This window comes from Chryseobacterium viscerum (assembly GCF_025949665.1).
Lineage (GTDB): Bacteria > Bacteroidota > Bacteroidia > Flavobacteriales > Weeksellaceae > Chryseobacterium > Chryseobacterium viscerum_A.
The window spans coordinates 3,123,390-3,146,647 of the sequence record NZ_JAPDFT010000001.1 but is presented as its reverse complement, the minus strand read 5'-3'; the positions used below and the strand labels follow the sequence as shown (position 1 = coordinate 3,146,647).

The following is a 23,258-nucleotide window of genomic DNA, read 5'->3' as shown; positions in this document are numbered from 1 at the left end:
CGGTGGGGCTCACCTGTTCCCATTCCGAACACAGAAGTTAAGCCCACCAGCGCCGATGGTACTGCGAAAGCGGGAGAGTAGGCCGCCGCCAGTTTTTATTTTATTTTTAAAAAATCCTTTATCTGATGATAAAGGATTTTTTTTGTTGTATACCTAATCCAGCTAAATAAGCAGCTACAATTCTAAACATAAGTAATGAGCAATAAATAATAAACAATAGTCATCACTCATCATTCTGTCATGGCAGATGTTATTATTACCTATTCATCATCCATGACTCATTACTGATTATTCATTACCCATTATTGCTTTTCCCTTCCTTATCTTCCTACTGACTTCTTATTTGTAGTCACAACTACCGTTCACCACACGCAGTTTGTCACTCCGCAGGAATCTAAACAACCAATTTTAAAGTTCTATCATCAACTTTATCTAAGATTATCAAATCACTAAAATATTACCCCCCTGTAGTTCTGTAGCATCCCTTTGAATCCTTTAGACCCTAATAAATGTGACTGGATTCCTACGGAATGACATAGTTGGGATATTAGATCTTACTATGTAAAATTGACTCTTCCTAATCTGGATCCTCATAATTCATAACTCATAATTTATTATTCATTATTGCTTTTCCCTTCCTGATCTTACAATTTACTCCTTCTTTGTTGTCACCATTACCGTTTACAACACCCATCTTGTCACTCCGCAGGAGTCTAAACAATACATTTTAAAGTTCTATCATCAACTCTATCTAAGATTATCAAATCACTTAAGTATTAAAAAAACTCTGATAGTTCTGAGTATTCCTATAAATTCTTTAGACCCTAATACATGTGGCCGGATTCCTACGGAATGACATAGTTGGGATATTAGATCTTACTGTGTAAAATTGACTCTTCCTAATCTGGATCCCGCAACTCATAACTCATAATTAATAATTCATCATTCATAATTAGTTTTAGCCCCGATAGCAATGGTTACCCCGCAACTTGGGTGAGAGAGAAAGTGGGTTTGAGTGTGGGAGCGCGATGGCGTGAGGAGTATGAATGGATAGCGGGTGAATGCTCCTGAAATATCACTAGCTGTTCTATAAACTATTTCCTTGTAGAAACCCGTTTTACTCGAATAAATTCAATAAGTTTGTATCAGTTTTCCAAAAATAATTATAATGTCAGGAAATATTCTGATCATCGATGATGAGATCAAACTCCTTAAATTGCTAGGAATGATCCTTTCCCAAGAAAATTTTAATGTAAAAGAAGCTTCTACAGCACGCTCAGCGATGACGATGCTGGAGCAATATGATTTTGATGTTGTTCTTAGTGATGTTCGTCTTCCTGATGCTTTTGGGGTAGAATTGGTTAAGTCGATTAAAACTAAATATCCTCAACTGGAAATTATTTTAATGACTGCATTTGGAAATATCACGGATGCGGTACAAGCCATGAAGAATGGCGCTTACGATTATCTGGTGAAAGGTGACGATAATGAGAAAATTATCCCATTGGTGTATAAAGTTCTTGATAAGGTAAAAGATAACAAGTCAAGAATGGTTCAGCAGGTTGTTACCAAAGGTTTTGATCAGATTATTGGTAAATCACCTTTAATTCTGCAGGCTAAAAAGTTGGCAGAAAAAGTGGCTTTAACAGATGCAGCCGTTCTTCTTACGGGAGAAACAGGAACGGGTAAAGAAGTCTTTGCCAGTGCTATTCATGAAGGGAGTGACAGAAAGAAAAATAGCTTTGTGGCAATTAACTGTTCAGCATTTAGTAAGGAGATTCTGGAAAGTGAGCTTTTTGGTCATAAACAAGGGGCTTTTACTGGTGCTGTGAAAGATAAAAAAGGACTGATTGAAGAAGCTAATGGAGGAACACTATTTCTGGATGAAATTGGTGAGATGCCGATAGAACTTCAGGCTAAGTTGCTCAGGGTTTTGGAAACCAGAGAATTTATCAAAATGGGTGAGACGAAAGTTTCAAAGTCAGATTTCAGATTAATAGCAGCAACTAACAGAAATCTTGAAGATGAAATAAAGCATGGAAACTTCAGAGAAGACCTTTATTTCAGATTGAATGTATTTGAAATCAGTCTTCCGCCTCTGCGTAATAGAAAAGAAGATCTGAAGGTACTTGCGAAGAACTTTATTGATCTTTTTTCTCACAAACTTCACTTGTCTTCTGTTCAGGTAAGTCCGGACTATTATAAAGCTCTGGGGATAAATGACTGGAAAGGAAACATCCGTGAGCTGAGAAATGCCGTAGAGCGGAGTTTGATTTTAATGGATAATAATATTCTTGATGCTGATAGCCTTCCTCATTATTCTGAAAAAGCAGCTCCGGAAAGTGATTCATTGAGCATTCGTTCGCTGGAGAAAATACATATACAGAAAGTACTACAGTACACAAAAGGAAATAAGGCAGAAGCAGCCCGATTACTTGAGATTGGTATTGCCACACTGTACAGAAAGCTTGAAGAATACGGATTGAAATAAATTTTTTATCATTTTAATAAAGAGCCTATCATTTTGATAGGCTTTTGTTGTTTTATAACAATTGTTGCCTTGCTGTAATGTGTTGTTATTTAATGATTTGAATGTTTTTTATTCAAAATGGACTTTCTTTTGGCATATAGTCCTTGAATAAAATATTTAAAAATGACAATTTCAAGAAAAACGTTTAAAAAACGGGAGCATTCAACTTTGAGTTTGCTGATTGTATCGTATGTATTGTTGACTCTTTTAACCCTAATGATTAAGATATGATGCTTATAAGTTTAATTCTGCTTTTTGCAGTGTTGTTTTGGCTTTTATATAAATCAGTTGAATTTTTTGATAGAATATAAATTATGTGGAGTTTATTTTTCCTCTCAATACTTGCCTTTGTGTATATCTGTTATGTTTTAATTAAACCTGAAAAATTTTAATTGGTCATGAATACAGAAATTTTAGGCATTATAGCAATCTTTGCTGTCACGTTAGTTATCGGAATATTTTTAGGTAAATACATAGCTAATGTTTATGGATACAAAAAAACTTTTCTTGATCCGGTTTTTGAACCCATTGAAAAGTTAATTTATAAAATATCGGGAATTAATCCTGCCCGCCAGATGAACTGGAAACAGAATATGTATGCCATGCTGGCGATCAATCTGATCTGGTTCATCATAGGTTTTCTTCTTTTACTGAATCAGGCCTGGCTTCCTTTAAATCCTGATGGAAACCCGAATATGTCACCCGACCTGGCTTTTAATACAACCATTTCATTCTTAGTCAACTGTAATTTGCAGCATTATTCGGGAGAAACAGGAGTAAGTTATCTGAGCCAGCTTTATCTGATGTTTTTACAGTTTGTAACAGCAGCAACAGGTATGGCGGCAATGGCGGTTCTTTTCAAAGCTTTTAAAGAAAAAACAAGTACAGAATTAGGTAACTTTTATGATTATTTCACAAAATCAATGATCAGAATCCTGGTTCCTATCAGTGTAATTGTTGCTTTAATTCTTTCTATCAACGGAAGTCCGATGACTTTTGAAGGAAAAGATCATATCATCACATTGGAAGGTCAGAAAGCTGATGTTTCCAGAGGTCCTGTATCTGCATTTGTAGCGATCAAACACTTAGGAACTAATGGAGGTGGATTTTTCGGAGCGAACTCAGCACATCCGCTTGAAAATCCTAATTATATCACCAATATGACAGAAATGGTTACTCAAATGATTATTCCTTTTGCATTGGTATTTGCCCTTGGTTTTTATCTGAATAAAAGAAAGCTGTCATGGGTAATCTTTACTGTGATGACAGTCGGTTTTCTTGCTCTTACCGTTCCGAATGTTGTGAATGAAACAGGTGGTAATCCTTTGATTACACAAATGGGAGCCGATAGCAGCCTGGGAGCGATGGAAGGCAAAGAAATACGCTTCGGAAGTGCTTCATCCGGCTATTGGAGTATTGCAACCACAGTTATTTCTACGGGATCTGTGAATTCTATGCATGACAGTACAATGCCTCTTTCGGGGATGAATGAGCTGCTTGCCATGATGATCAACTGCTTCTACGGAGGCTGCGGAGTCGGAATTCTGAACTATTTCATCTTTATCATTCTGGCCGTGTTTATCAGTGGTCTGATGGTAGGAAGGACTCCTGAATTTATGGGGAAAAAGATTGAAGCCAAAGAGATGAAGATCGCGATGATTGTGGCTTTGTTTCACCCTTTCTTAATTCTTGCAGGAACAGCTTTAACAGCTTATTTACCGGAATTTGGAACAAAAACATTGAATAACCCAGGTTTCCATGGTTTCAGTGAAATGCTTTACGAATTTACCTCTTCTGCGGCGAATAACGGATCCGGATTTGAAGGACTTGGAGATAATACACCCTGGTGGAATATCTCAACAGGAATTGTACTGTTACTTTCAAGATTCATCCCGATTATAGGCCCGGTAGCGATTGCAGGACTATTAGCACAGAAGAAATATATCCCTGAAAGTTCAGGAACACTGAAAACAGATACGGCAACTTTCGGATTTATGACCCTGGCGGTGATTTTACTGATTGCAGCACTGTCTTTCTTTCCTGCATTGACCCTAGGTCCTATTGCAGAGCAGATTCAGTATTTCTCAAAATAAAAATGTGAACATTAAAAATTAGAATCAATATTCAACCATTAAGGAAGCCGGAAAGTTGGAGAAAGCTAGTCTTACACTTACTGAAACGTTCACTTATATTATCCATATCTCTCCTTATTATTTGGTATACCTTGATGGTTATTATTGATTTACAATGATATAAACTCTTTCAAAAAAATGAAAAATCAGTCACAAACATTGTTTCAGAGAGATTTGGTAAACGAAGCGATCAAACAGTCCTTCGTAAAGCTGAATCCGAAAATTATGTTTAAAAATCCGGTAATGTTCCTGGTGGAGATCGGAACTATTGTCATGTTTATCGTAAGCATGTTCAGTCTTACTGGTGATAAAACCCAGGGAAGCTTTTCCTATAACTTTTTAGTATTTATTATTTTATTTTTCACTGTTCTGTTTGCCAATTTTGCAGAGGCTATTGCAGAGGCAAGAGGAAAAGCACAGGCTGATACCCTTAGAAAAACAAGGGAAGAAACTCCAGCTAAATTAGTGCTTGATAACAAACCAGGATTTCAGGTTGAAACAAGACTGAAGATGTCTGCAGAAATGACATTAGGCGATATTTTCCTTTGTGAAGCCGGAGATCAGATTCCTATGGATGGTGAGATTATTGAAGGTCTTGCAACCATTGATGAGTCTGCAATTACAGGAGAAAGTGCACCGGTAATCCGTGAAGCAGGAGGAGACAAAAGCTCTGTAACAGGCGGAACGAAAGTACTTTCAGACAGAATTAAAGTAAAAGTAACTACAAAGCCAGGAGAATCCTTCTTAGATAAAATGATTGCCCTTGTAGAAGGAGCATCAAGACAGAAAACACCTAACGAAATCGCATTAACTATACTTTTAGCAGGATTTACCCTTACATTTATTATTGTTACCCTCACTTTAAAGCCTTTTGCAGACTATGCGCAGACTCCGATTACTATTGCGGCATTTATATCTCTTTTCGTTTGTCTTATTCCGACAACCATCGGCGGTCTGCTTTCTGCAATCGGGATTGCGGGGATGGACAGAGCATTGAGAGCGAATGTGATTACCAAAAGCGGTAAAGCTGTAGAAACAGCAGGAGATATTGATGTTCTGCTGCTTGATAAAACGGGAACAATCACTATTGGAAACCGTAAGGCAACTCAATTTCATCCTTCTAATGGAATTCAGCTTGAAGAATTCATTAAAGCTTCTGCATTAAGTTCTGTAGCCGATGAAACACCTGAAGGGAAATCCATCATTGAACTAAGCGCTTTGAAATCTGAGGATTTATTGGTTCCTAATCCTACTTATATTGATTTTACAGCGGAAACCAGAACTTCAGGGATTGATTTTGACGACACAAGAATCCGTAAAGGAGCTTATGACACTATAAAAAAACTGACTGAAAAAGCCGGGAATATCTTCCCACAGGAAACCCAGGATGCGGTGACCAAAATTTCTGAAAACGGAGGAACACCTTTGGTAGTAGCCGTAAATGAAAAAGTATGGGGCGTTATTGAACTTCAGGATATCATCAAAACCGGAATTCAGGAACGTTTCCAGAGACTGAGAAAAATGGGCGTGAAAACGGTAATGGTAACCGGAGATAATCCTTTGACAGCAAAATTTATCGCAGAAAAAGCAGGAGTAGACGATTTTATCGCCGAAGCCAAACCTGAAGATAAGATGAATTACATTAAAAAGGAACAGCAGGAAGGTAAGCTGGTTGCCATGATGGGAGATGGTACCAATGATGCTCCGGCACTGGCCCAGGCAGATGTAGGTGTAGCGATGAACAGCGGAACACAGGCTGCTAAGGAAGCCGGTAACATGGTAGATCTTGATAATGACCCGACAAAACTAATCGAAATTGTGGAGATCGGGAAGCAGCTGCTAATGACAAGAGGAACCTTGACGACTTTCAGTATTGCGAACGACGTTGCTAAGTATTTTGCCATTATTCCGGCGCTCTTTATCACTTTTATTCCTTCTCTTCAGAAGTTGAATATTATGAACCTTCACAGTCCGGAAACAGCCATATTATCAGCGGTTATTTTCAATGCGGTAATTATTCCGTTCCTGATTCCGCTGGCGTTGAAAGGAGTGGCTTACAAACCAATTGGCGCAAGCGCATTACTGAGAAGAAACCTTTTGATCTACGGCCTTGGCGGAGTAATTGTTCCGTTTATTGGAATCAAAATCATTGATCTGGTAATCAGTTTATTCTATTAAAATTTAAAAAATGAAAAATCATATTGTCTCAGCATTCAGATTAACTGTTGTAATGCTGGTGGTTACAGGTATTTATCTGGCAGTTGTATACGCAGGTTCTAGAATACTTCCGAACAAAGGAAACGGAGAAATCGTTTACAATAAAGGGCAGAAGTTCTATGCCAATATCGGGCAGGAATTTAAATCTGAAAAATACTTTCACGGCCGTCCTTCCTCTGTCAATTATAATGCAGCAGGAAGTGGAGGGAGCAACAAAGGTCCAAGCAACAAGGAATATCTGGAAATTGTACAGAAAAGAATTGACACTTTAAAAATGGACAATCCTGAAATGGGAGGTGTGAAAGTCCCTGTAGAGCTGGTAACTGCCAGTGGAAGTGGGCTGGATCCGGATATTTCTGAAGAAGGAGCATTGTATCAGGCAAGGAGAATTGCAAAAGTGAGAAATATTTCAGAAGAGCAAGTTAAAAGCTTAATTAATAATCAGACAGAAAAGCCTTTCTTAGGACTTTTCGGACCATCAAAAGTAAATGTTCTGAAGCTTAATATCGCTTTGGATCAATTAAAATAATAAATTTAATAATCGATAATCATGTTAAGGTTTTAAACTTTGACATGATTAACATACCTTAATAATAGTGAAAAAATATCTAGCTATATGTGTGCTATCAGGACTATTTTTAGCCAAAGCACAATCATCAGATTCATTGAAAACAGAGAATAAAGTGACATTTTCTGCTTATGCAGAACTCTTTTATACTTATGATTTTAATGAGCCGGGCAATCATATGCGCCAAAACTTTTTATACTCATATAACAGACATAATGAAATGAATCTTAATCTTGGATTGGTTAAAGCGAACTATCAGAGTGAAAATCTACGGGCCAATGTAGCTTTAATGGCTGGAACTTATGCACAGGATAATATGGCTGCTGAGCAGAATGCACTGCGCTATGTCAACGAAGCCAATATCGGGATCAAAATTTCTAAAAATAAAAACCTGTGGATTGATGCAGGGATCATGCCGTCTCATATCGGCTGGGAAAGTGCTATAGGAAAAGATAATATCAATCTTACCAGAAGTTTTGCTGCAGAAAACTCTCCCTATTTTGAAACAGGTGCCAAAATTTCTTACACCTCAGATAATGGGAAATGGTTTTTAAGCGGATTAATACTGAATGGCTGGCAGAGAATTGCAAAACCGGAAGGAAACCAGAGTATTTCTTTCGGACATCAGGTGACCTATAAACCCAATGATAAAATTACCCTGAACAGCAGCTCATTTATCGGGAATGATAAAGCTAAAGAAGATAAAAGAATGCGCTATTTCCATGATTTGTATGGAAGCTTTCAGCTAACAGATCAGTTTTCTGCAGTATTAGGATTTGATATCGGAGCAGAACAGAAGTCAAAAGGAAGCGAACAGTATAATATCTGGTACAGCCCAAATGTATTAATGAAATATCAATTAGACAACAAATGGGCATTGGCAGGAAGATTAGAATATTACAATGATAAGAACGGTGTGATTATCAATACAGAAACTCCCAATGGATTTCAGACTTTTGGATATTCTCTCAATGTAGATTATGCGATCTTTAAAAATGTGGTTTTCCGCACAGAGGCAAGAGGTTTTACTGCTAAAGATGCCATTTTTGCGAAAAACGATGAATTCAGAAAAGGAAATTTCTTCATTACAACAAGTCTTTCAGCCTGGTTTTAGTAATCAGCTTAACCACAGTGAAAAGTGTTTAAAGTAAAATTAAAAAGAATAAAATCAATGTCATCAGCAAAAGATTTTTTAGAACTTATCCAGAAATCCCGTAAAGGAAAATTCAAAATTTATATCGGGATGAGTGCAGGTGTAGGAAAAACCTTCCGTATGCTTCAGGAAGCACATTCCCTTTTGCGAAATGGCATTGATGTAAAGATAGGCTATATAGAAACCCATGGCCGGGAAGAAACCGTGGAGCTGGCAGAAGGACTACCTGAGGTTGAAAGAAAATCGGTCTTTTATAAAGGAAAAAATCTTGAAGAAATGGATCTTCAGGCTATCATTAATGAACATCCTGAAGTGGTTTTGGTGGACGAACTTGCTCATACTAATGTAGAAGGTTCTAAAAATAAAAAAAGATGGCAGGATGTGCTGGAAATCCTTGATAACGGGATCAATGTCATCAGTGCCATGAATATTCAGCATATTGAAAGCCTGAATGAAGAAGTCAAGAAAATCACAGGAGTAGAAGTGGCAGAACGGGTTCCGGATAAGATACTGGCTCTAGCCGATGAAGTTGTCAATATCGACCTTACTGCGGATGAACTGCTGACGCGCTTAAAAGAAGGAAAAATCTATAAAAAGGAGAAAATTCAGACCGCACTCAGTAATTTCTTCCAAAGCGGGCATATTCTCCAGCTTCGTGAATTAGCTTTAAAAGAAGTGGCCACTCATGTGGAAAGGAAGGTGGAAACTGAGATCAAAACTGAAAATTTTAAACCCATAAAATTCCTGGCCTGCATCAGCAGCAACGAGAAAATTGCTAAAACAATTATCCGGAAAACAGCAAGATTAGCCAGTTATTATAACAGTCCATGGACTGTTTTGTATGTTCAGAAACCTTCCGAAAATCCGGAAAAAATTGCACTCGATAAACAGCGGTATTTAATTAATAATTTTAATTTAGCACAGGAATTAGGTGCCAAAGTTGTCCGCATCAAAGAAAGCAGTGTTCATAACGGAATCCTGGAATATGTGATTGCTCATAATATCACAACGGTCTGCATTGGTAAACCTCACGCCAGTTTCTGGCAGCGGATGCTGGGGTACAGCTGGATCTATACCCTCATGAACAGGCTGAATGAAAGACAGATAGATATTATTATTTTATCATAAAAATAATGAAACTTAAAACGAAACTTACCTTAGGCGTTGGCCTTTTATTTCTGCTGATCGTTCTGCTTTCAGTGATAGGTTCTGTATATATTAATAAATTAAAATCCGATACTGAAAAGATCCTTACGGCCAATTACAACAGTCTGGAGTTTTCCAAAAACATGCTTCTGGCGCTGGATAACATCAGTATTGATAGTACTGTTGCGATAGCAGATTTTCGAAAAAATAATAAGCTGCAGGAAAAAAACCTTACAGAATTTGGAGAAAGAGAAGCCACTCAAAACCTCAATATGCATTTCAGCAGTTATCTGAAAGCACCGGATATCAATAAAGAAAAACTCATCCGTGAAGATCTGGCTAAGATCATGTCTTTGAATATGAAAGGTATAGAACGGAAGAGTGATATCGCGATCATTACAGCAGAAAATGCCACTTTCTGGATTGTAAGTTTGGGAACCGTATGTTTTCTGATTGCTTTTATCCTGCTTTTCAATTTACCCCAAACCATTGCAGAGCCTATCAATCAATTGACCTTCAGTATCAAACAGATTGCTGATAAAAACTATAATGAGAGGGTGCATTTCAAAGGAAGTGAAGAGTTCAGCAGTCTGGCAGATTCATTCAATACTATGGCGGAAAAACTTCAGGAGTACGAAAGCAGTACACTTTCCAAACAGCTGATGGATAAAAAACGTATCGAAACATTGGTCAACAATATGCATGATGCTGTGATTGGCCTTGATGAGAATCATTTTATCTATATGATCAATGATGAAGCACTGAAGATAACAAACCTACATAAAGAAGAAATTATTGGAAAAACGGCCCATGAAGTAGCAATTAACAATGATCTGATACGTGAACTGTTAAAAAATGTTGACCACCCGGTAAAAGATCCGATTAAGATTGTCCGTGATAACAAGGAAAATTATTTTGAACAGGATATTATTCCTATCAATATTGTAAAAACAGGCGAAAAAGAAAAGAAATATATCGGAAAGGTAATTTTGCTGAGAAATATTACCCCTTTTAAAGAACTGGATTTTGCTAAAACCAACTTTATTGCAACGATTTCCCATGAATTGAAAACACCAATTTCAGCCATCAAAATGGGGGTTCAGCTCCTTGGAAACCAAAAATTCGGAGAACTGAACGAGCAGCAGCAGGAATTACTGAAAAGTATCAATGAAGACGGACAGCGGTTATTGGATATCACAGGAGAATTGCTTAATCTTTCTCAGGTAGAATCCGGAAATATCAGACTGACGGTTGAAAAATGTTCTCCGAAAGAAATTGTACAGACTGCTGTAAAGAATGTTGAAAAACTGGCTGAGCAGAAAAATATTGCCATCAGTACAGAATATCTTCTGGAAGAAAGTGATGCTGTAAACGCAGATTTTGATAAAACAGTCTGGGTGATGAATAATTTCCTGACCAATGCGGTAAAGCACTCTTTTCAGGACGAAAATATCAAGATTGTAGTTGAAAAACTGAACTCGTTTATTCAGTTCAGTATTATTGATACCGGAAGCGGAATTGATGAAAAATACCACCGCCAGATCTTTGACCGCTATTTTCAGGTTCCCGGAGAGCATCAGAACGGAACGGGCTTAGGCCTGGCCATTTCAAAAAATTTCATTGAAAAGCAACACGGAGAAATAGGAGTGAAGAGTTCTCTGAATAATGGAAGTACATTTTATTTCAGACTGCCGGTTTCATAAGGATTATTTTATATTTGCGACAAAAATAGAAATGAGGAAAACTTTAGGACTCTTATTATTTTCAGTTTTACTAGGTATTCAGGTCTCTGCACAGACTTTCACATTAGAACAGCTTAAGGGGTTCAATAAACTTACCATGGATGAGTTTAAAAAGGAAATGAAACAGCTTCAGTTCAAATTTTATGACAGAACAGAAGGTTTAGGATTTCTTTTAACCGAATATGATTCCGCTGACTACACCTCGAAAATCGGAAAGTTTGAATACAAAGAAGAAAAATCAGAAGATAGAATTGAATTTGAGTTTAAAGATAAAAAAGAATATGATCAATATCTTAAACTGATATTGACAGCCGGATATAAAGAAACTGAGAAAGGGAAGATTATTACCAAAGAGCCTTACACAGATTACTACAGGAATAAGGAGCATATCAGGTTGATCTTGCCTAAAGCAGGGGAAAGTGTTCCATATACCCTTATTGTTTTTAAGTAAAACATTGAGTATGTTCACAGAATATAAAAAAACCATTGAAAAAAATCAATGGTTTTTTTGTGAAAATATTATTTAAACTTATTGTTTCTCAATCAGATCCAAAAATTGCTGCTCATCCAGAATATGAATGGTTCCTATATCCTGAGCTTTTTTCAGCTTGCTTCCTGCCTTTTCACCTACAACAAGATAGTTGAGGTTTTTAGAAACCGCAGAAATGTTTTTTCCGCCATGCTTTTCTACCATTTCCTCAGCTGCTTCTCTGGTGAATAATGATAATTTTCCGGTGAAAAGGAACGTTTTCCCTTCCAGAACGTTGGATAATACTTCATTTGTGCTTTCTCCTTTTTCAAGCTGTACTCCGTAAGATTTTAAACGTTCGATCATCAACACGTTTTCAGAATTCTGGAAGAACTCAACAATGCTTACCGCAATCTTGGCACCGATATCTTCTACCTGACAAAGCTCTTCTACAGTTGCATTCTTTAGTTCCTCAACCGTTGGGAAGTTTTTGACAAGTTTCTTAGCAACTGTTTCCCCCACATGCTTAATTCCGATTCCGTATAAAACTTTCTCAAAAGGAATTTCTTTGGATTTCTCAATTCCTGAAATGATATTCTGAGCAGATTTCTCAGCCATTCTTTCCAGCGGAAGAAGCTGTTCTTTTGTCAGAACATAGAAATCTGCAGGATTTTCAATCAGTTTTTCTCTGTACAGCTGTTCAATGGTTTCACTTCCAAGATTGTCAATATTCAAAGCTTTTCTGGAAACATAGTGGATCATTCTTCCAACTACCTGTGGCGGACAGTGAAGTTCATTCGGACAGAAATGAATGGCCTGATCTTCAATTTTTACCAGTTCTGTTCCGCATTCAGGACAATGTTTGATGTATTCAATTTCTTTGCTCTCCTCTGTCCTTTTATCTGTGTTTACGCCTACGATTTTTGGAATAATTTCACCTCCTTTTTCTACATACACGAAATCATGTTCATGAAGATCCAGTTTTTTGATGATATCCTCATTATGCAGAGAAGCTCTTTTTACGATAGTTCCGGCTAATAAAACAGGTTTAAGGTTAGCAACCGGAGTAATGGCACCCGTTCTTCCCACCTGATAAGAAACACTCTGAAGTTCTGTTTCTACCTTTTCAGCTTTAAATTTATAAGCCATTGCCCAACGGGGAGATTTGGCGGTATAACCAAGCTGTCTCTGCTGCTGTAATGAATTCACTTTTAAAACAATCCCATCAATTTCAAATGGCAGGTTATGACGTTCCGTATCCCAGAACGTGATAAATTCCTGTACCTCAGCCATCGTTTTGCACAATTTGGCCTGCTGAGAGGTTTTGAATCCCCAGCTTTGGGCTTTCTGAAGCAGTTCCCAATGCGTTTCCGCAGGAATATCTTCTGAGATAAACTGATACAGTACAGAAGAAAGTCCGCGCTTCCTTACCTCAGCGCTGTCCTGCATTTTCAAACTTCCACTGGCTGTATTTCTTGGGTTCATGAAGGGATCAAGACCTTCTTCCTCACGCAGTTTATTGATTTTATCAAAGTTTTTTCGGGTCAGATAAATTTCTCCACGCATAAAAAACTGAGCTGGGAAATCACCTTTTAAAGTCAAAGGAATATCTGAAATGGTACGTACATTCGGAGTGATTTCATCTCCCTGGAAGCCATCCCCACGGGTAACTGCCTGCGAGAGCTTTCCGTTTTCATAAAGAATAGAAATGGAAGCACCGTCATACTTTAGTTCAGCAACAAATTCTACAGGATCTTCAATGGTTTTGATAATTCTTTTTTCCCAGTCTTCCAGGTCGTCAAAATCATAAGAATTATCCAGTGAGTACATTCTGAATTTATGCTGAATAGTAGGGAAAACTTTGGTAACACCACCGCCTACGCGTACAGTAGGAGAGTTCTCATCATAGAATTCCGGGTACTTGGCCTCCAGATCTTGTAGCTCCTGCAGAAGCATGTCGAATTCAAAATCCGTAATGGTGGGTGTATCCAGTTGATAATAATTTTCATTATGCTGGTGAAGCTCTTTGCGGAGCTGTTCTATCTTTTGTTGAATGTTTTCAGACATTGGTTTTCTATCTTTTGAGCAAAAATAACTAAAGTAATTGCATTTAAAAAATAACAGAATTAAATAGTACAGGAAAATTAAGAATGCGTAATATGCCTTAACGAACTGATTGTGTAGGAAATAAAACATATGTTTAAAGTAATTTAACATAACGTTCTGATTTAATTAAAAAAATGTTAAAGCTTTCTTAAACACCCCGCCCTTAAAGTCAAAATACCTTTGCACATCTGATTGAAAGAAACCTCAACATCATCTATTAGCATGAAAATCAAAGAGGTTTCCTGGCGAACATCAAAAAATTAATCATAAAGATCTTCGGAAGAAATGAAAAAAGTAAAGATTGTACTGGGATTATTGTTTTTAGGGCTTGGGACAATGGCGTATGCACAGACCACGCAGGCTTCTATTGTAGGGAAAGTTACCGGGCCGGGAAGTACGGCTCAGGAAAAAGTGAAAGTAACGATCGTGAATGAATCTACAGGGTTCAGAACGGAAACGGAAACCAACTCAAAAGGGGAGTATATTTTTAAGGAAATTCCTCTTGGAGGCCCTTATACAGTTATTGTAAACGATGATAAAAAAGAAGGTTACAATGTGAACTTCGGAGATCAGGTTACTGTAAATATGGATCTGGGGAACGAAAAGACCATTGAAGAAGTAAAAATTACCGGAAACCTTAAAAACAAAATCGGAAACCTTGGAGCAGCAACGGCAATCTCTGCAAAAAATATCAGCATGCTTCCGGTGAACGGACGAAACTTTACCAACCTTGCTGAACTGTCACCGTTAAGTGGAAAAGGCGGAAACCTTTCCGGACAGTTAGGGTCTTCTACCAACTTTACCATTGACGGGATGACTGCAAAAAATCCAACTTCTGCAGGATCTACTACCAGCCGAAGCGGCGCCCCTTTTTCTATCTCCATTGAAGCAGTACGTGAATTCAAAATTACTACCAACCAATATGATGTGACATTGGGAAGAAGCGGAGGAGGAACGGTAAGTGCTGTTACCAAATCAGGAACCAATAAATTTTCAGGAAGTGCCTGGGAATATTTAAGAACCAACTGGCTTTCCAGTCCATATGACATCAGAGGAAACAAAAGAGACAATGATTTCTCAACTTCTCAGTTCGGATTTTCATTGGGTGGACCCATCATTAAAAATAAATTACATTTCTTCGTAGCATGGGATCATCAGTTGGATTCTAGACCATTGGTGATTGCAGATATCAAATCTCCTGATGATGAAAAGAGGTTCAATACTACCACGCAGACGCTTAATCAGTTTGTGGATATTGCCAGAGCAAAATATGGGGTAGGAAGCGGCCCTCAGTTTGGAAGTTTTGACAAAGTAAGAAACTCGGATGCCGGATTTTTACGTTTAGACTGGCAGATCAATGAGAAGAACTTATTAACACTTAGAAACAACTTTACTTACGACCTTAATAAAAACGGTCTTGGTGATAATACCAATATCAATTTCTTTGAATCTTATGGAAATGACAAAAATCTTGATAACAGCTTGTTATTGACTTTAAGATCAAACCTGCAGCCTAATTTAACCAATGAATTGAAAGCGCAGTACCTTTATACTTTCCAGGACAGTTACCAGAACAATCAATTGGGGAAACCTGTTCCGAGAGCTATTGTGGAAGGGGTGTCTTCAAGTGCGGGGTCTACTAATATTCAGATCGGAGGGCATCGTTTTGCTCAGGAAAGTTTTAGAAACAATGTATTTCAGATTGTAGATAATTTGTATTACAATACCGATAAAGTAAAATATACTTTCGGAGCAGATCTGATGTATACCACAGCAAAATCGGTATACGGAAGTGAGGTGAACGGAAGATTCCATTTTCAGGGAATGAGTAATTTTGATGCAATGACGCCTTACAGATTCTACAGAGAAGTTCCTTTGATGGAAGATCCGTCTGTAAGATCAAATATATGGAACATTGGTATTTATGGGCAGTTTCAGACGAAAATCGCAAAAGGTCTAGATTTAATGGCTGGTTTAAGATTAGACTACGGTGGTTACCCGAAGGCAGAATTCAACCAGAAACTGTTTGATGAAATGGGAATCAGAACAGATAATCAGATCAAATCATTCGTAATTCAGCCAAGATTCCAGTTTGACTGGAATATCAATGAAGGAAATAAAGACTTCCTGAAGTTCGGAGCCGGAATTTTCTCTTCAGATATCAACAATTATATGATCATCAATAACCTGGTGTTTGATGGAAGACACCTTGCTACAGTAGATGTAACAGGTAAAGATGTTCCGTTCCCGGATTTCAACAGCTACAGAAATGATTATAACTCGGTTCCGTCGCTTTCCCAGTATCAGATTCCAACCATTAACTATACCGGTAAAGACACAAAAATTCCAATCGTTTATAAAGCGAATATATCTTATACCCATTTCTTCAATGAAAGGTTCAGAGCGGGAATCGCAGGATATATGGCTTTAGGTAGAAATAACTACTATTACTATGACAGAAACATGGTAGCCAATCCTTTCTTTACCCTGGCTAATGAAGGTGGAAGAGGAGTATTTATCCCTACAGGTGCTATTACCAATAATGCCAATAACAGTGTAAGCTTCGACTGGAAACAGGGAAGAATCAATAATAATTTCGGAAGAGTACTGGAGTTGGTAAGTGATGGTAAAGTAAACCAGTTCTCATTCGTGATTGATACAAGCTACCGTTACTGGAAAGATGGGGAAATCACAGCAAGTTATACGTGGTCTGACATTAAAGACAATACCTCTTACAACGGAAACGTAGCCAACTCTGCCACATTATCCACCATGATTCAGAGTGATCCGAGAGATTTAAGAATGACTTATTCTGACAACCAGTTCCGTAATAAAGTAGTTATCTATGGTAACTCTCCTACAATTGCCGGATTTACCTTAGGAATCAGATATTCAGGAATCGGAGGAACGCGTTTCTCAGCAACAACAGGAGGGAATATCAATGGTGACTTCGTAGATTCCAATGACCTTGCTTTTATCTTCCCGAACCTTACCAAATCGATTTTGGATGATCCGCAAGTGGGACAAGCTCTGAAAGATTACATCAACGAATACAATGGAAAAATTGCAGAACGTAACGGAGGTAAAAATGGATTCTATGGGGTTTGGGATGTTCGTGTAGCGAAAAAAATTAAATTTGATAAAGTAGGAGCCTTTGAACTTTCTGTAGATATCTTCAACGTGGCGAATCTGCTTAATAAAGAATGGGGTGTAAATAACTCATATGGAAATACATCCTTGTATAAAGTAACCAAATTTAATAAGGATACCATGCAGTATGAGTACACCAAAAACGTAAGTGGAGGAGGTTTGGTTCCTATGTCAGGAAATCCATACCAGATCCAGATCGGAGCGAAGTATTCCTTCTAATATCTGTTTTTAAAACCACAGAAGACATAAAAGAAATTGAAACGGCAGGTTAAGGAGCATTGAACCTTAATTTTAGCCAGAAAATCTTTTATGCCTTTGTGGTTTCCATATTTTAATAACTACCTTTATCAGAAGTTTAGGACTTTGTTTTTAATAATCTAAATTATATTATGAAAAATTTTATCTTAGGGTTAGCAGTTTTAAGTACAGTTATGATGAAAGCACAAACCCAGATCATTGCCCATAGAGGATATTTCCAGGCTCAGCCTCCTACAACGGAGAACTCGTTACAGTCCTTGGAAAATGCCCAGAAATTAAAAATATATGGGTCTGAATTTGATGTAAGAATGACAAAAGACGGTGTATTGGTAATCAATCACGATGAACACCATGGTAAAATGGAAATTTCAGAAGCTACATTTAAAGAGTTGGAAGCATTGAAATTATCCAACGGAGAAAAGTTTCCCACATTAAAAGATTATTTGAAACAGGGAAAAAAAGATAAAGCTCTGAAGCTGATCGTTGAAATCAAACCAGCCAAAACTCCGGAAATTGAAAATGAGATCACGCAGAAAACGATCAAAATGATTAAGGATATGAAGCTGGAATCTCAGAGTGAGTTTATTTCTTTCAGTCTTAATATCTGTAAAGAGATCAAAAAACAGCAACCTTCCTTTAAAGTTCAATACCTGAACGGAGAACTTTCTCCTGAGCAGATCAAAAAAGAAGGATTGGATGGTATGGATTATCATTACAGTGTTTTCCAGAAAAATCCTACCTGGATTGCTGAAGCAAAAACATTAGGATTAATTACCAATTCATGGACTGTAAATGATGTTGCCGTATATGATGAATTGAAAAAGCAAGGAATTGGGTTTGTTACAACCAATATTCCGGATCAGTTAAAGAATAAATAATGATTGAATATCCTTCACGAATAGTACAACCGAAGGACGAAATATTCCCCTCCTCCGGAGGGGTAGCAAAAGTTCTTTGAATTTTTGCCGGGGTGGTTTAAGGTATTTCCCAACCACCTCAATAATAATTAATAATTTACACAGTCTGTCCCTTAAAGGAGGCAGACTGTTCTTTTTTTATGAACTTACTCCTTAATTTTCTGAGATATAAAAAAAGTATGATTTATATGTATGTAAATTAATTTGTTGTGTATTTCGTGTGGTATTATCTCAAGGAAAGACAATAAAGATACGTAAATACAATTGTAGAATGGTATTAAATAGACTTAATTGATTAAATGTCTGATAATTAAATATTTATTCAATGTTGTTAAGGGTAGATTAATATATCGTTTAATAAATTTTTAAGAAACGTTAAAACTGTGTTAAGATCATCCTTATAATGTCGCTTTAATTTTGCGCAAACAAAAAGGAAATGCGTAAAGAGACACAAAAACTGTTGGTTTTGTCACTGTTAGGATTGGTTAGCGTTAATCTGGCGGCTCAGCAGAAAGTTACAAAAGACACGATTAAAGGGCTTGATGAAGTAGTAGTAACTGCTTTAGGGATCAAGAGACATGACAGGGCTTTGGGGTATGTTGCCGAAAAAGTAGAAGCCAAAACATTTGAAGAAACCCAGAATAACAACTGGGCGCAGTCAATGGAAGGGAAAGTGGCAGGTCTTAAAATTCAGACTGCCGGAGCAGGGCCGCTTGGAACTTCCAGAATTACTTTGAGAGGAGAGAAATCCATTATGATGGATCATAATTATGCTCTTATTGTAGTGGATGGCGTTCCATTGGGAAATTCTACTACAGGTTCCGGTACGGCAGCTTATGGAGCGGGCTCCGGAGGAGATGTTCCGATTGATCTTGGAAACGGACTGAACAGCATCAACCCGGATGACATTGAATCTGTAACTGTATTGAAAGGAGCCTCTGCAGCTGCATTATATGGATCCCGTGCTGCTAACGGAGCATTAATGATCACTACAAAATCCGGTAAAACAAAGAACGGAAAACTGAGAGTGACTTTTAATTCTTCCTCAAGCTTTGATTCCGTATTGAAATGGCCGGACTGGCAGTATGAATACGGACAGGGAACTCTGGCAACCAATACGGCAGGCAATTTTTACTATTCTTACGGCCTTTCCGCAGATGGACCAAGTACGGGCGGTACAAGTAGTGCTTTCGGGCCAAAATTCGCCGGACAGTATTATTTTCAATATGATCCTAATGTATTGGGACAGAGCAAAGAAAGACAATTGTGGAGACCTTATGAAAATAACATTAAAGGCTTCTGGCAAACAGGTTCTACCTATTCAAACAGTATTTCAGTAGAAAGCTCAAACGACAAAACAAGTTTCAGATCTTCACTTACGTACCTTAATAATGAGTGGATGATGCCGAATACCGGCTTTGACAGATTCAATTTTGCCCTATCTTTTGCCCATCAGCTTACCAAAAAATTAAAAATCTCTACAAAATTTGCCTACAACACTACTTCCAGTGATAATCTCCCTGCAACGGGATACAACAACCAGTCGATCTCCTATTTCATGATCTTCCAGAATCCTAATGTGGATCTTGAATGGTATAAGCCGATCTGGAAGCCGGGTCAGGAACAGGTTGATCAGATCCATCCTTTCAGCTCCTTTATTGATAACCCTTATATGATCGCTTACGAAATGCTGAATGGGGTCAGAAAAAAGACTATTACAGGAAACATTACGGCAGATTATCAGTTTAATAAAAATTTCAGTTTGATGCTGAGATCAGGTATTGAAATTCTGAATGAAAAAAGAACTACCAAAAGGCCATGGAGTTCTGCAAACTATCTGAAGGGATTCTACAGAGAACAGTTTATCAAAAATCAGGAATATAACAATGACCTTTTATTCTCTTACAAAGCAGATTGGAATAAATTCAGTATTTCAGCATCAGCAGGAGGAAGTATCCGCTATAATGAATATCTGATGACTGATTATCAGGCCATCGGATTGAAAACAGCAGGCGAATACAGCCTTACCAACGCTCTTTCTATTCCGGTCAAATATCCTGCACCAAGAGATAAACATGTAGACAGTGTTTACGGATTACTTACGTTGGGATATGACAATAAAGTATTTGTAGATGTTACCGGAAGAAACGACTGGAGTTCTACACTTCCAAAACAGAACAGATCATTCTTTTATCCTTCAGTAAGTACCAGCTTCATTTTATCAGATATTTTTAAGCTAAAAAGTAACAACCTGAACTTATGGAAACTGAGAGGTTCATGGGCAAAAGTAGGAATAGACAGTGATCCTTATCTTCTGGATAACTATTATTCGGCAAGCAATATTACCGGAAGTGTGGTGGCACCTACAACTTTTAATAATCCTTCTCTTAAACCTGAGAAAAACACCAATATTGAAGCAGGTATGGATTTCAGCCTTTTCAAAAATAGGTTGAATGTGAATCTTACCGCATATCAGAACGTCAGTGAAAACCAGATTATTCCTGTTTCATTACCTTCCGAAAGCGGATATTCCAAAAGAGTGATCAATGCAGGAAAAATCCGTAACAGAGGTCTTGAACTTTCAGCAGATATCTTAGCTGTAAAAGGTCAAAACTTCTCATGGAAAGTAGGTGGAAACTGGTCTACCAACGAAAACAGAGTGATGACTTTACCTGAAGGATTTGACGGAATCGTTTCCAACGTAGGTGATGTGGTCTTCTATAAAATGGAAGTGGGAGGTTCTCTTGGAGATATGTATGGATTTAAATTATTAAGAACTCCGGACGGAAAAGTAATTTACGGAGATAACGGACTTCCGGGAAGACCTGCAGATATTGAAAAAGTAGGAAATGCATTCCCGAAATGGAGAGCAGGCCTTCAGAATGATTTCAAGATTAAAAACTTTACAATAAGCTTCTCATTTGATGGTCAGTACGGAGGTATTGCTTACTCACAGTCACATCATAAAATGTCTGAACAAGGGAAACTGAAATCTACCCTTCCGGGAAGAGATAATCCTGGCGGAATGATTGTAGGAGATGGAGTTGTCCAGAATCCTGACGGATCTTTCAGTACAAATACAAAAGGAGTACTGGTATCTTCCTATTATGGAGATTACTATAGAAGAGCCAATGTGGAAACCAACAGCTTCAGTACAGATTTTATTAAGCTGAGAGATGCAAGAATTGCCTATTCATTCCCGAAAGAGACCATAAAATCTTTAGGTCTGGATGATCTTACCATTGCCATTTTCGGAAAGAACCTGTGGATGTGGACGAAGTTCCCTCTGTTTGATCCTGAAGTAGCTACGCTGGATAATGCAACCATTACTCCAGGGGTTGAAATGGGACAGCTTCCAACGGCAAGAACAGTTGGTTTTCAGTTAAATCTTAAATTCTAAAATCTAAAAAAATGAAAAAAATAATCATAAATCTGACATTGGCTGCTTCTGTTTTTATGCTTCAGTCCTGCGACAGAACCTTTGAAGAAATCAATACAGATACCAGCAAAATAAAAGATCCTTCAGTAGGAAGTCTTCTTGCACCCATCCAGTATGAAATGGGAAGTTACGGATATAACAGAGCAGATGATTTTACCTTTGATATCATGCAGATCGCTTTAGACTTTCCAAATGAAGGAAATACGTACAGCAGATACTATATGGACGAAAAAAGTGGTAACGGTTACTGGAATACCTCTTATAAATGGCTTAAGCAGGTAAGCGACCTTAGAAAATATGCCACGAAAGAACAGAATAATAACTATCTGGCAATATCAATGGTCCTGAATGCATGGATCGCTTCCAATCTTACCGATGCTTTCGGAGATGTGCCTTTATCTGAAGCTGTGAAAATTGAAGAGAATATTTTGAGACCAAAATATGATAAACAGAAAGATATCTATATCCAGCTTTTAAATGATCTGAAAACAGCCAATTCACTATTCAACCCAAACCAGGCATTAGCTGAAACAGATTTATTTTACAATGCCAATACCAATAGCCAGACAGGGATCTTGGGATGGAAAAAATTCTGTAACTCTCTTTCATTAAGATTGTTAACGAGGATTTTGAGCAGAAACGGTGAAGTGAACGTACATGAAAGAATTCAGGAAATCGTTAATAACCCTGCACAATACCCTGTTTTCCAGAATAATACAGACAGTGCAGTGCTGCCACTTTCAGGAGTATCTCCATACTTGCCGCCAATTGCCCGCCCTCAGGATTTTACAGCATACAGATCAGCAGGAGAATTCTTTGTAAATGCTATGAAAGATAATAATGATCCAAGGCTGAGTATGTTTTTTACCAAAGCGAAAGCAACCACTGGAGAAGATCTTGGCTATAAAGGAGCCCCATCAGGATATGCTTTGGGAACAGCTTTCAACTATCAGCCTTCTAACCTTAACCAAAACCTGGCAAAAGCACCGCTGAAAATCTTAATCATGACCTATTCTGAGGTGCAGTTTATTCTGGCAGAACTCGTGAACAAAGGAATTATTACCGGAAATCAGCAGACCTATTACGAAACGGGAGTAAAGTCAATTATTGAGCAATGGGGAGCAACAGTTCCTGCCAATTATTTCAGTAATAATAATGTAGCCTATGATGGTTCTCTTCAGAAACTGATGCTTCAAAAATACATTTCCCTGTTTTTTGTAGACCATCAGCAATGGTATGAGTACAGACGTACAAAACTGCCTGCATTACCCAATAACGGAGGACTTCAGAACGGAGGACAGATGCCTGTAAGATTCATGTATCCTACCACTACAAAAGTGATGAATACAGATAATTATAATGCAGCGGTACAATCCATGGGAGGAGATAACATCAATGTGAAAATGTGGTGGAATAAATAATAAACTGAAT

Annotated in this window: 14 protein-coding genes and 1 rRNA gene; 14 read left to right on the top strand and 1 reads right to left on the bottom strand. The window is 37.7% G+C overall.

Features of this window, described 5'->3' with window-relative positions:
* The 10 genes from rrf to OL225_RS14085 form a co-directional block, all read left to right on the top strand.
* Positions 1-94, top strand: a 5S ribosomal RNA gene (gene rrf, locus OL225_RS14125); the annotation flags it as partial.
* Positions 95-1,168: 1,074 nt separating this feature from the next.
* Complete coding sequence (locus tag OL225_RS14120) at positions 1,169-2,491, top strand: sigma-54-dependent transcriptional regulator (RefSeq protein ID WP_264518675.1); 1,323 nt, start codon at positions 1,169-1,171, stop codon at positions 2,489-2,491.
* A 353-nt stretch (positions 2,492-2,844) separates the two neighbouring features.
* Positions 2,845-2,922, top strand: a complete 78-nt coding sequence (locus OL225_RS22075) for a potassium-transporting ATPase subunit F (protein ID WP_077415921.1) — start codon at positions 2,845-2,847, stop codon at positions 2,920-2,922.
* A 6-nt stretch (positions 2,923-2,928) separates the two neighbouring features.
* Complete coding sequence (kdpA, locus tag OL225_RS14115) at positions 2,929-4,623, top strand: potassium-transporting ATPase subunit KdpA (protein ID WP_264518674.1); 1,695 nt, start codon at positions 2,929-2,931, stop codon at positions 4,621-4,623.
* 177 nt (positions 4,624-4,800) lie between these two features.
* Positions 4,801-6,840, top strand: coding sequence for a potassium-transporting ATPase subunit KdpB (kdpB, locus tag OL225_RS14110; protein WP_264518673.1), 2,040 nt, complete (start codon positions 4,801-4,803; stop codon positions 6,838-6,840).
* 10 nt (positions 6,841-6,850) lie between these two features.
* Complete coding sequence (gene kdpC, locus OL225_RS14105; RefSeq protein WP_047374053.1) at positions 6,851-7,408, top strand: potassium-transporting ATPase subunit KdpC; 558 nt, start codon at positions 6,851-6,853, stop codon at positions 7,406-7,408.
* Between the two features lie 67 nt (positions 7,409-7,475).
* Positions 7,476-8,561, top strand: a complete 1,086-nt coding sequence (locus OL225_RS14100; protein WP_264518672.1) for a porin — start codon at positions 7,476-7,478, stop codon at positions 8,559-8,561.
* A gap of 57 nt (positions 8,562-8,618) precedes the next feature.
* Complete coding sequence (locus OL225_RS14095; protein WP_047374055.1) at positions 8,619-9,728, top strand: histidine kinase; 1,110 nt, start codon at positions 8,619-8,621, stop codon at positions 9,726-9,728.
* A gap of 5 nt (positions 9,729-9,733) precedes the next feature.
* Entirely contained in the window at positions 9,734-11,449 is a 1,716-nt protein-coding gene (locus OL225_RS14090; RefSeq protein ID WP_264518671.1) for an ATP-binding protein, read from the top strand.
* A 31-nt stretch (positions 11,450-11,480) separates the two neighbouring features.
* Positions 11,481-11,939 carry a hypothetical protein gene (locus tag OL225_RS14085; protein WP_264518670.1) on the top strand — a complete coding sequence of 153 codons (459 nt, stop codon included), beginning with the start codon at positions 11,481-11,483 and terminating at the stop codon, positions 11,937-11,939.
* Positions 11,940-12,017: 78 nt separating this feature from the next.
* Here the strand turns inward: OL225_RS14085 and ligA are convergent, their stop codons facing one another.
* Positions 12,018-14,024: an NAD-dependent DNA ligase LigA gene (ligA, locus tag OL225_RS14080; protein ID WP_264518669.1), complete on the bottom strand. Its 2,007-nt coding sequence runs from the start codon at positions 14,022-14,024 to the stop codon at positions 12,018-12,020.
* A gap of 324 nt (positions 14,025-14,348) precedes the next feature.
* Between ligA and OL225_RS14075 the strand changes: the two genes are divergently transcribed.
* The 4 genes from OL225_RS14075 to OL225_RS14060 all read left to right on the top strand — a co-directional run bounded on the left by OL225_RS14075 (position 14,349) and on the right by OL225_RS14060 (position 23,248).
* Entirely contained in the window at positions 14,349-17,432 is a 3,084-nt protein-coding gene (locus OL225_RS14075) for a TonB-dependent receptor (RefSeq protein WP_264518668.1), read from the top strand.
* Positions 17,433-17,602: 170 nt separating this feature from the next.
* Entirely contained in the window at positions 17,603-18,349 is a 747-nt protein-coding gene (locus OL225_RS14070) for a glycerophosphodiester phosphodiesterase family protein (protein WP_264518667.1), read from the top strand.
* 475 nt (positions 18,350-18,824) lie between these two features.
* Positions 18,825-21,788 carry a SusC/RagA family TonB-linked outer membrane protein gene (locus OL225_RS14065; RefSeq protein WP_264518666.1) on the top strand — a complete coding sequence of 988 codons (2,964 nt, stop codon included), beginning with the start codon at positions 18,825-18,827 and terminating at the stop codon, positions 21,786-21,788.
* Positions 21,789-21,799: 11 nt separating this feature from the next.
* Positions 21,800-23,248 (top strand): SusD/RagB family nutrient-binding outer membrane lipoprotein, encoded by a 1,449-nt coding sequence (locus OL225_RS14060; protein WP_264518665.1) that lies wholly within the window; start codon positions 21,800-21,802, stop codon positions 23,246-23,248.
* The last annotated feature ends 10 nt before the right edge of the window (positions 23,249-23,258 follow it).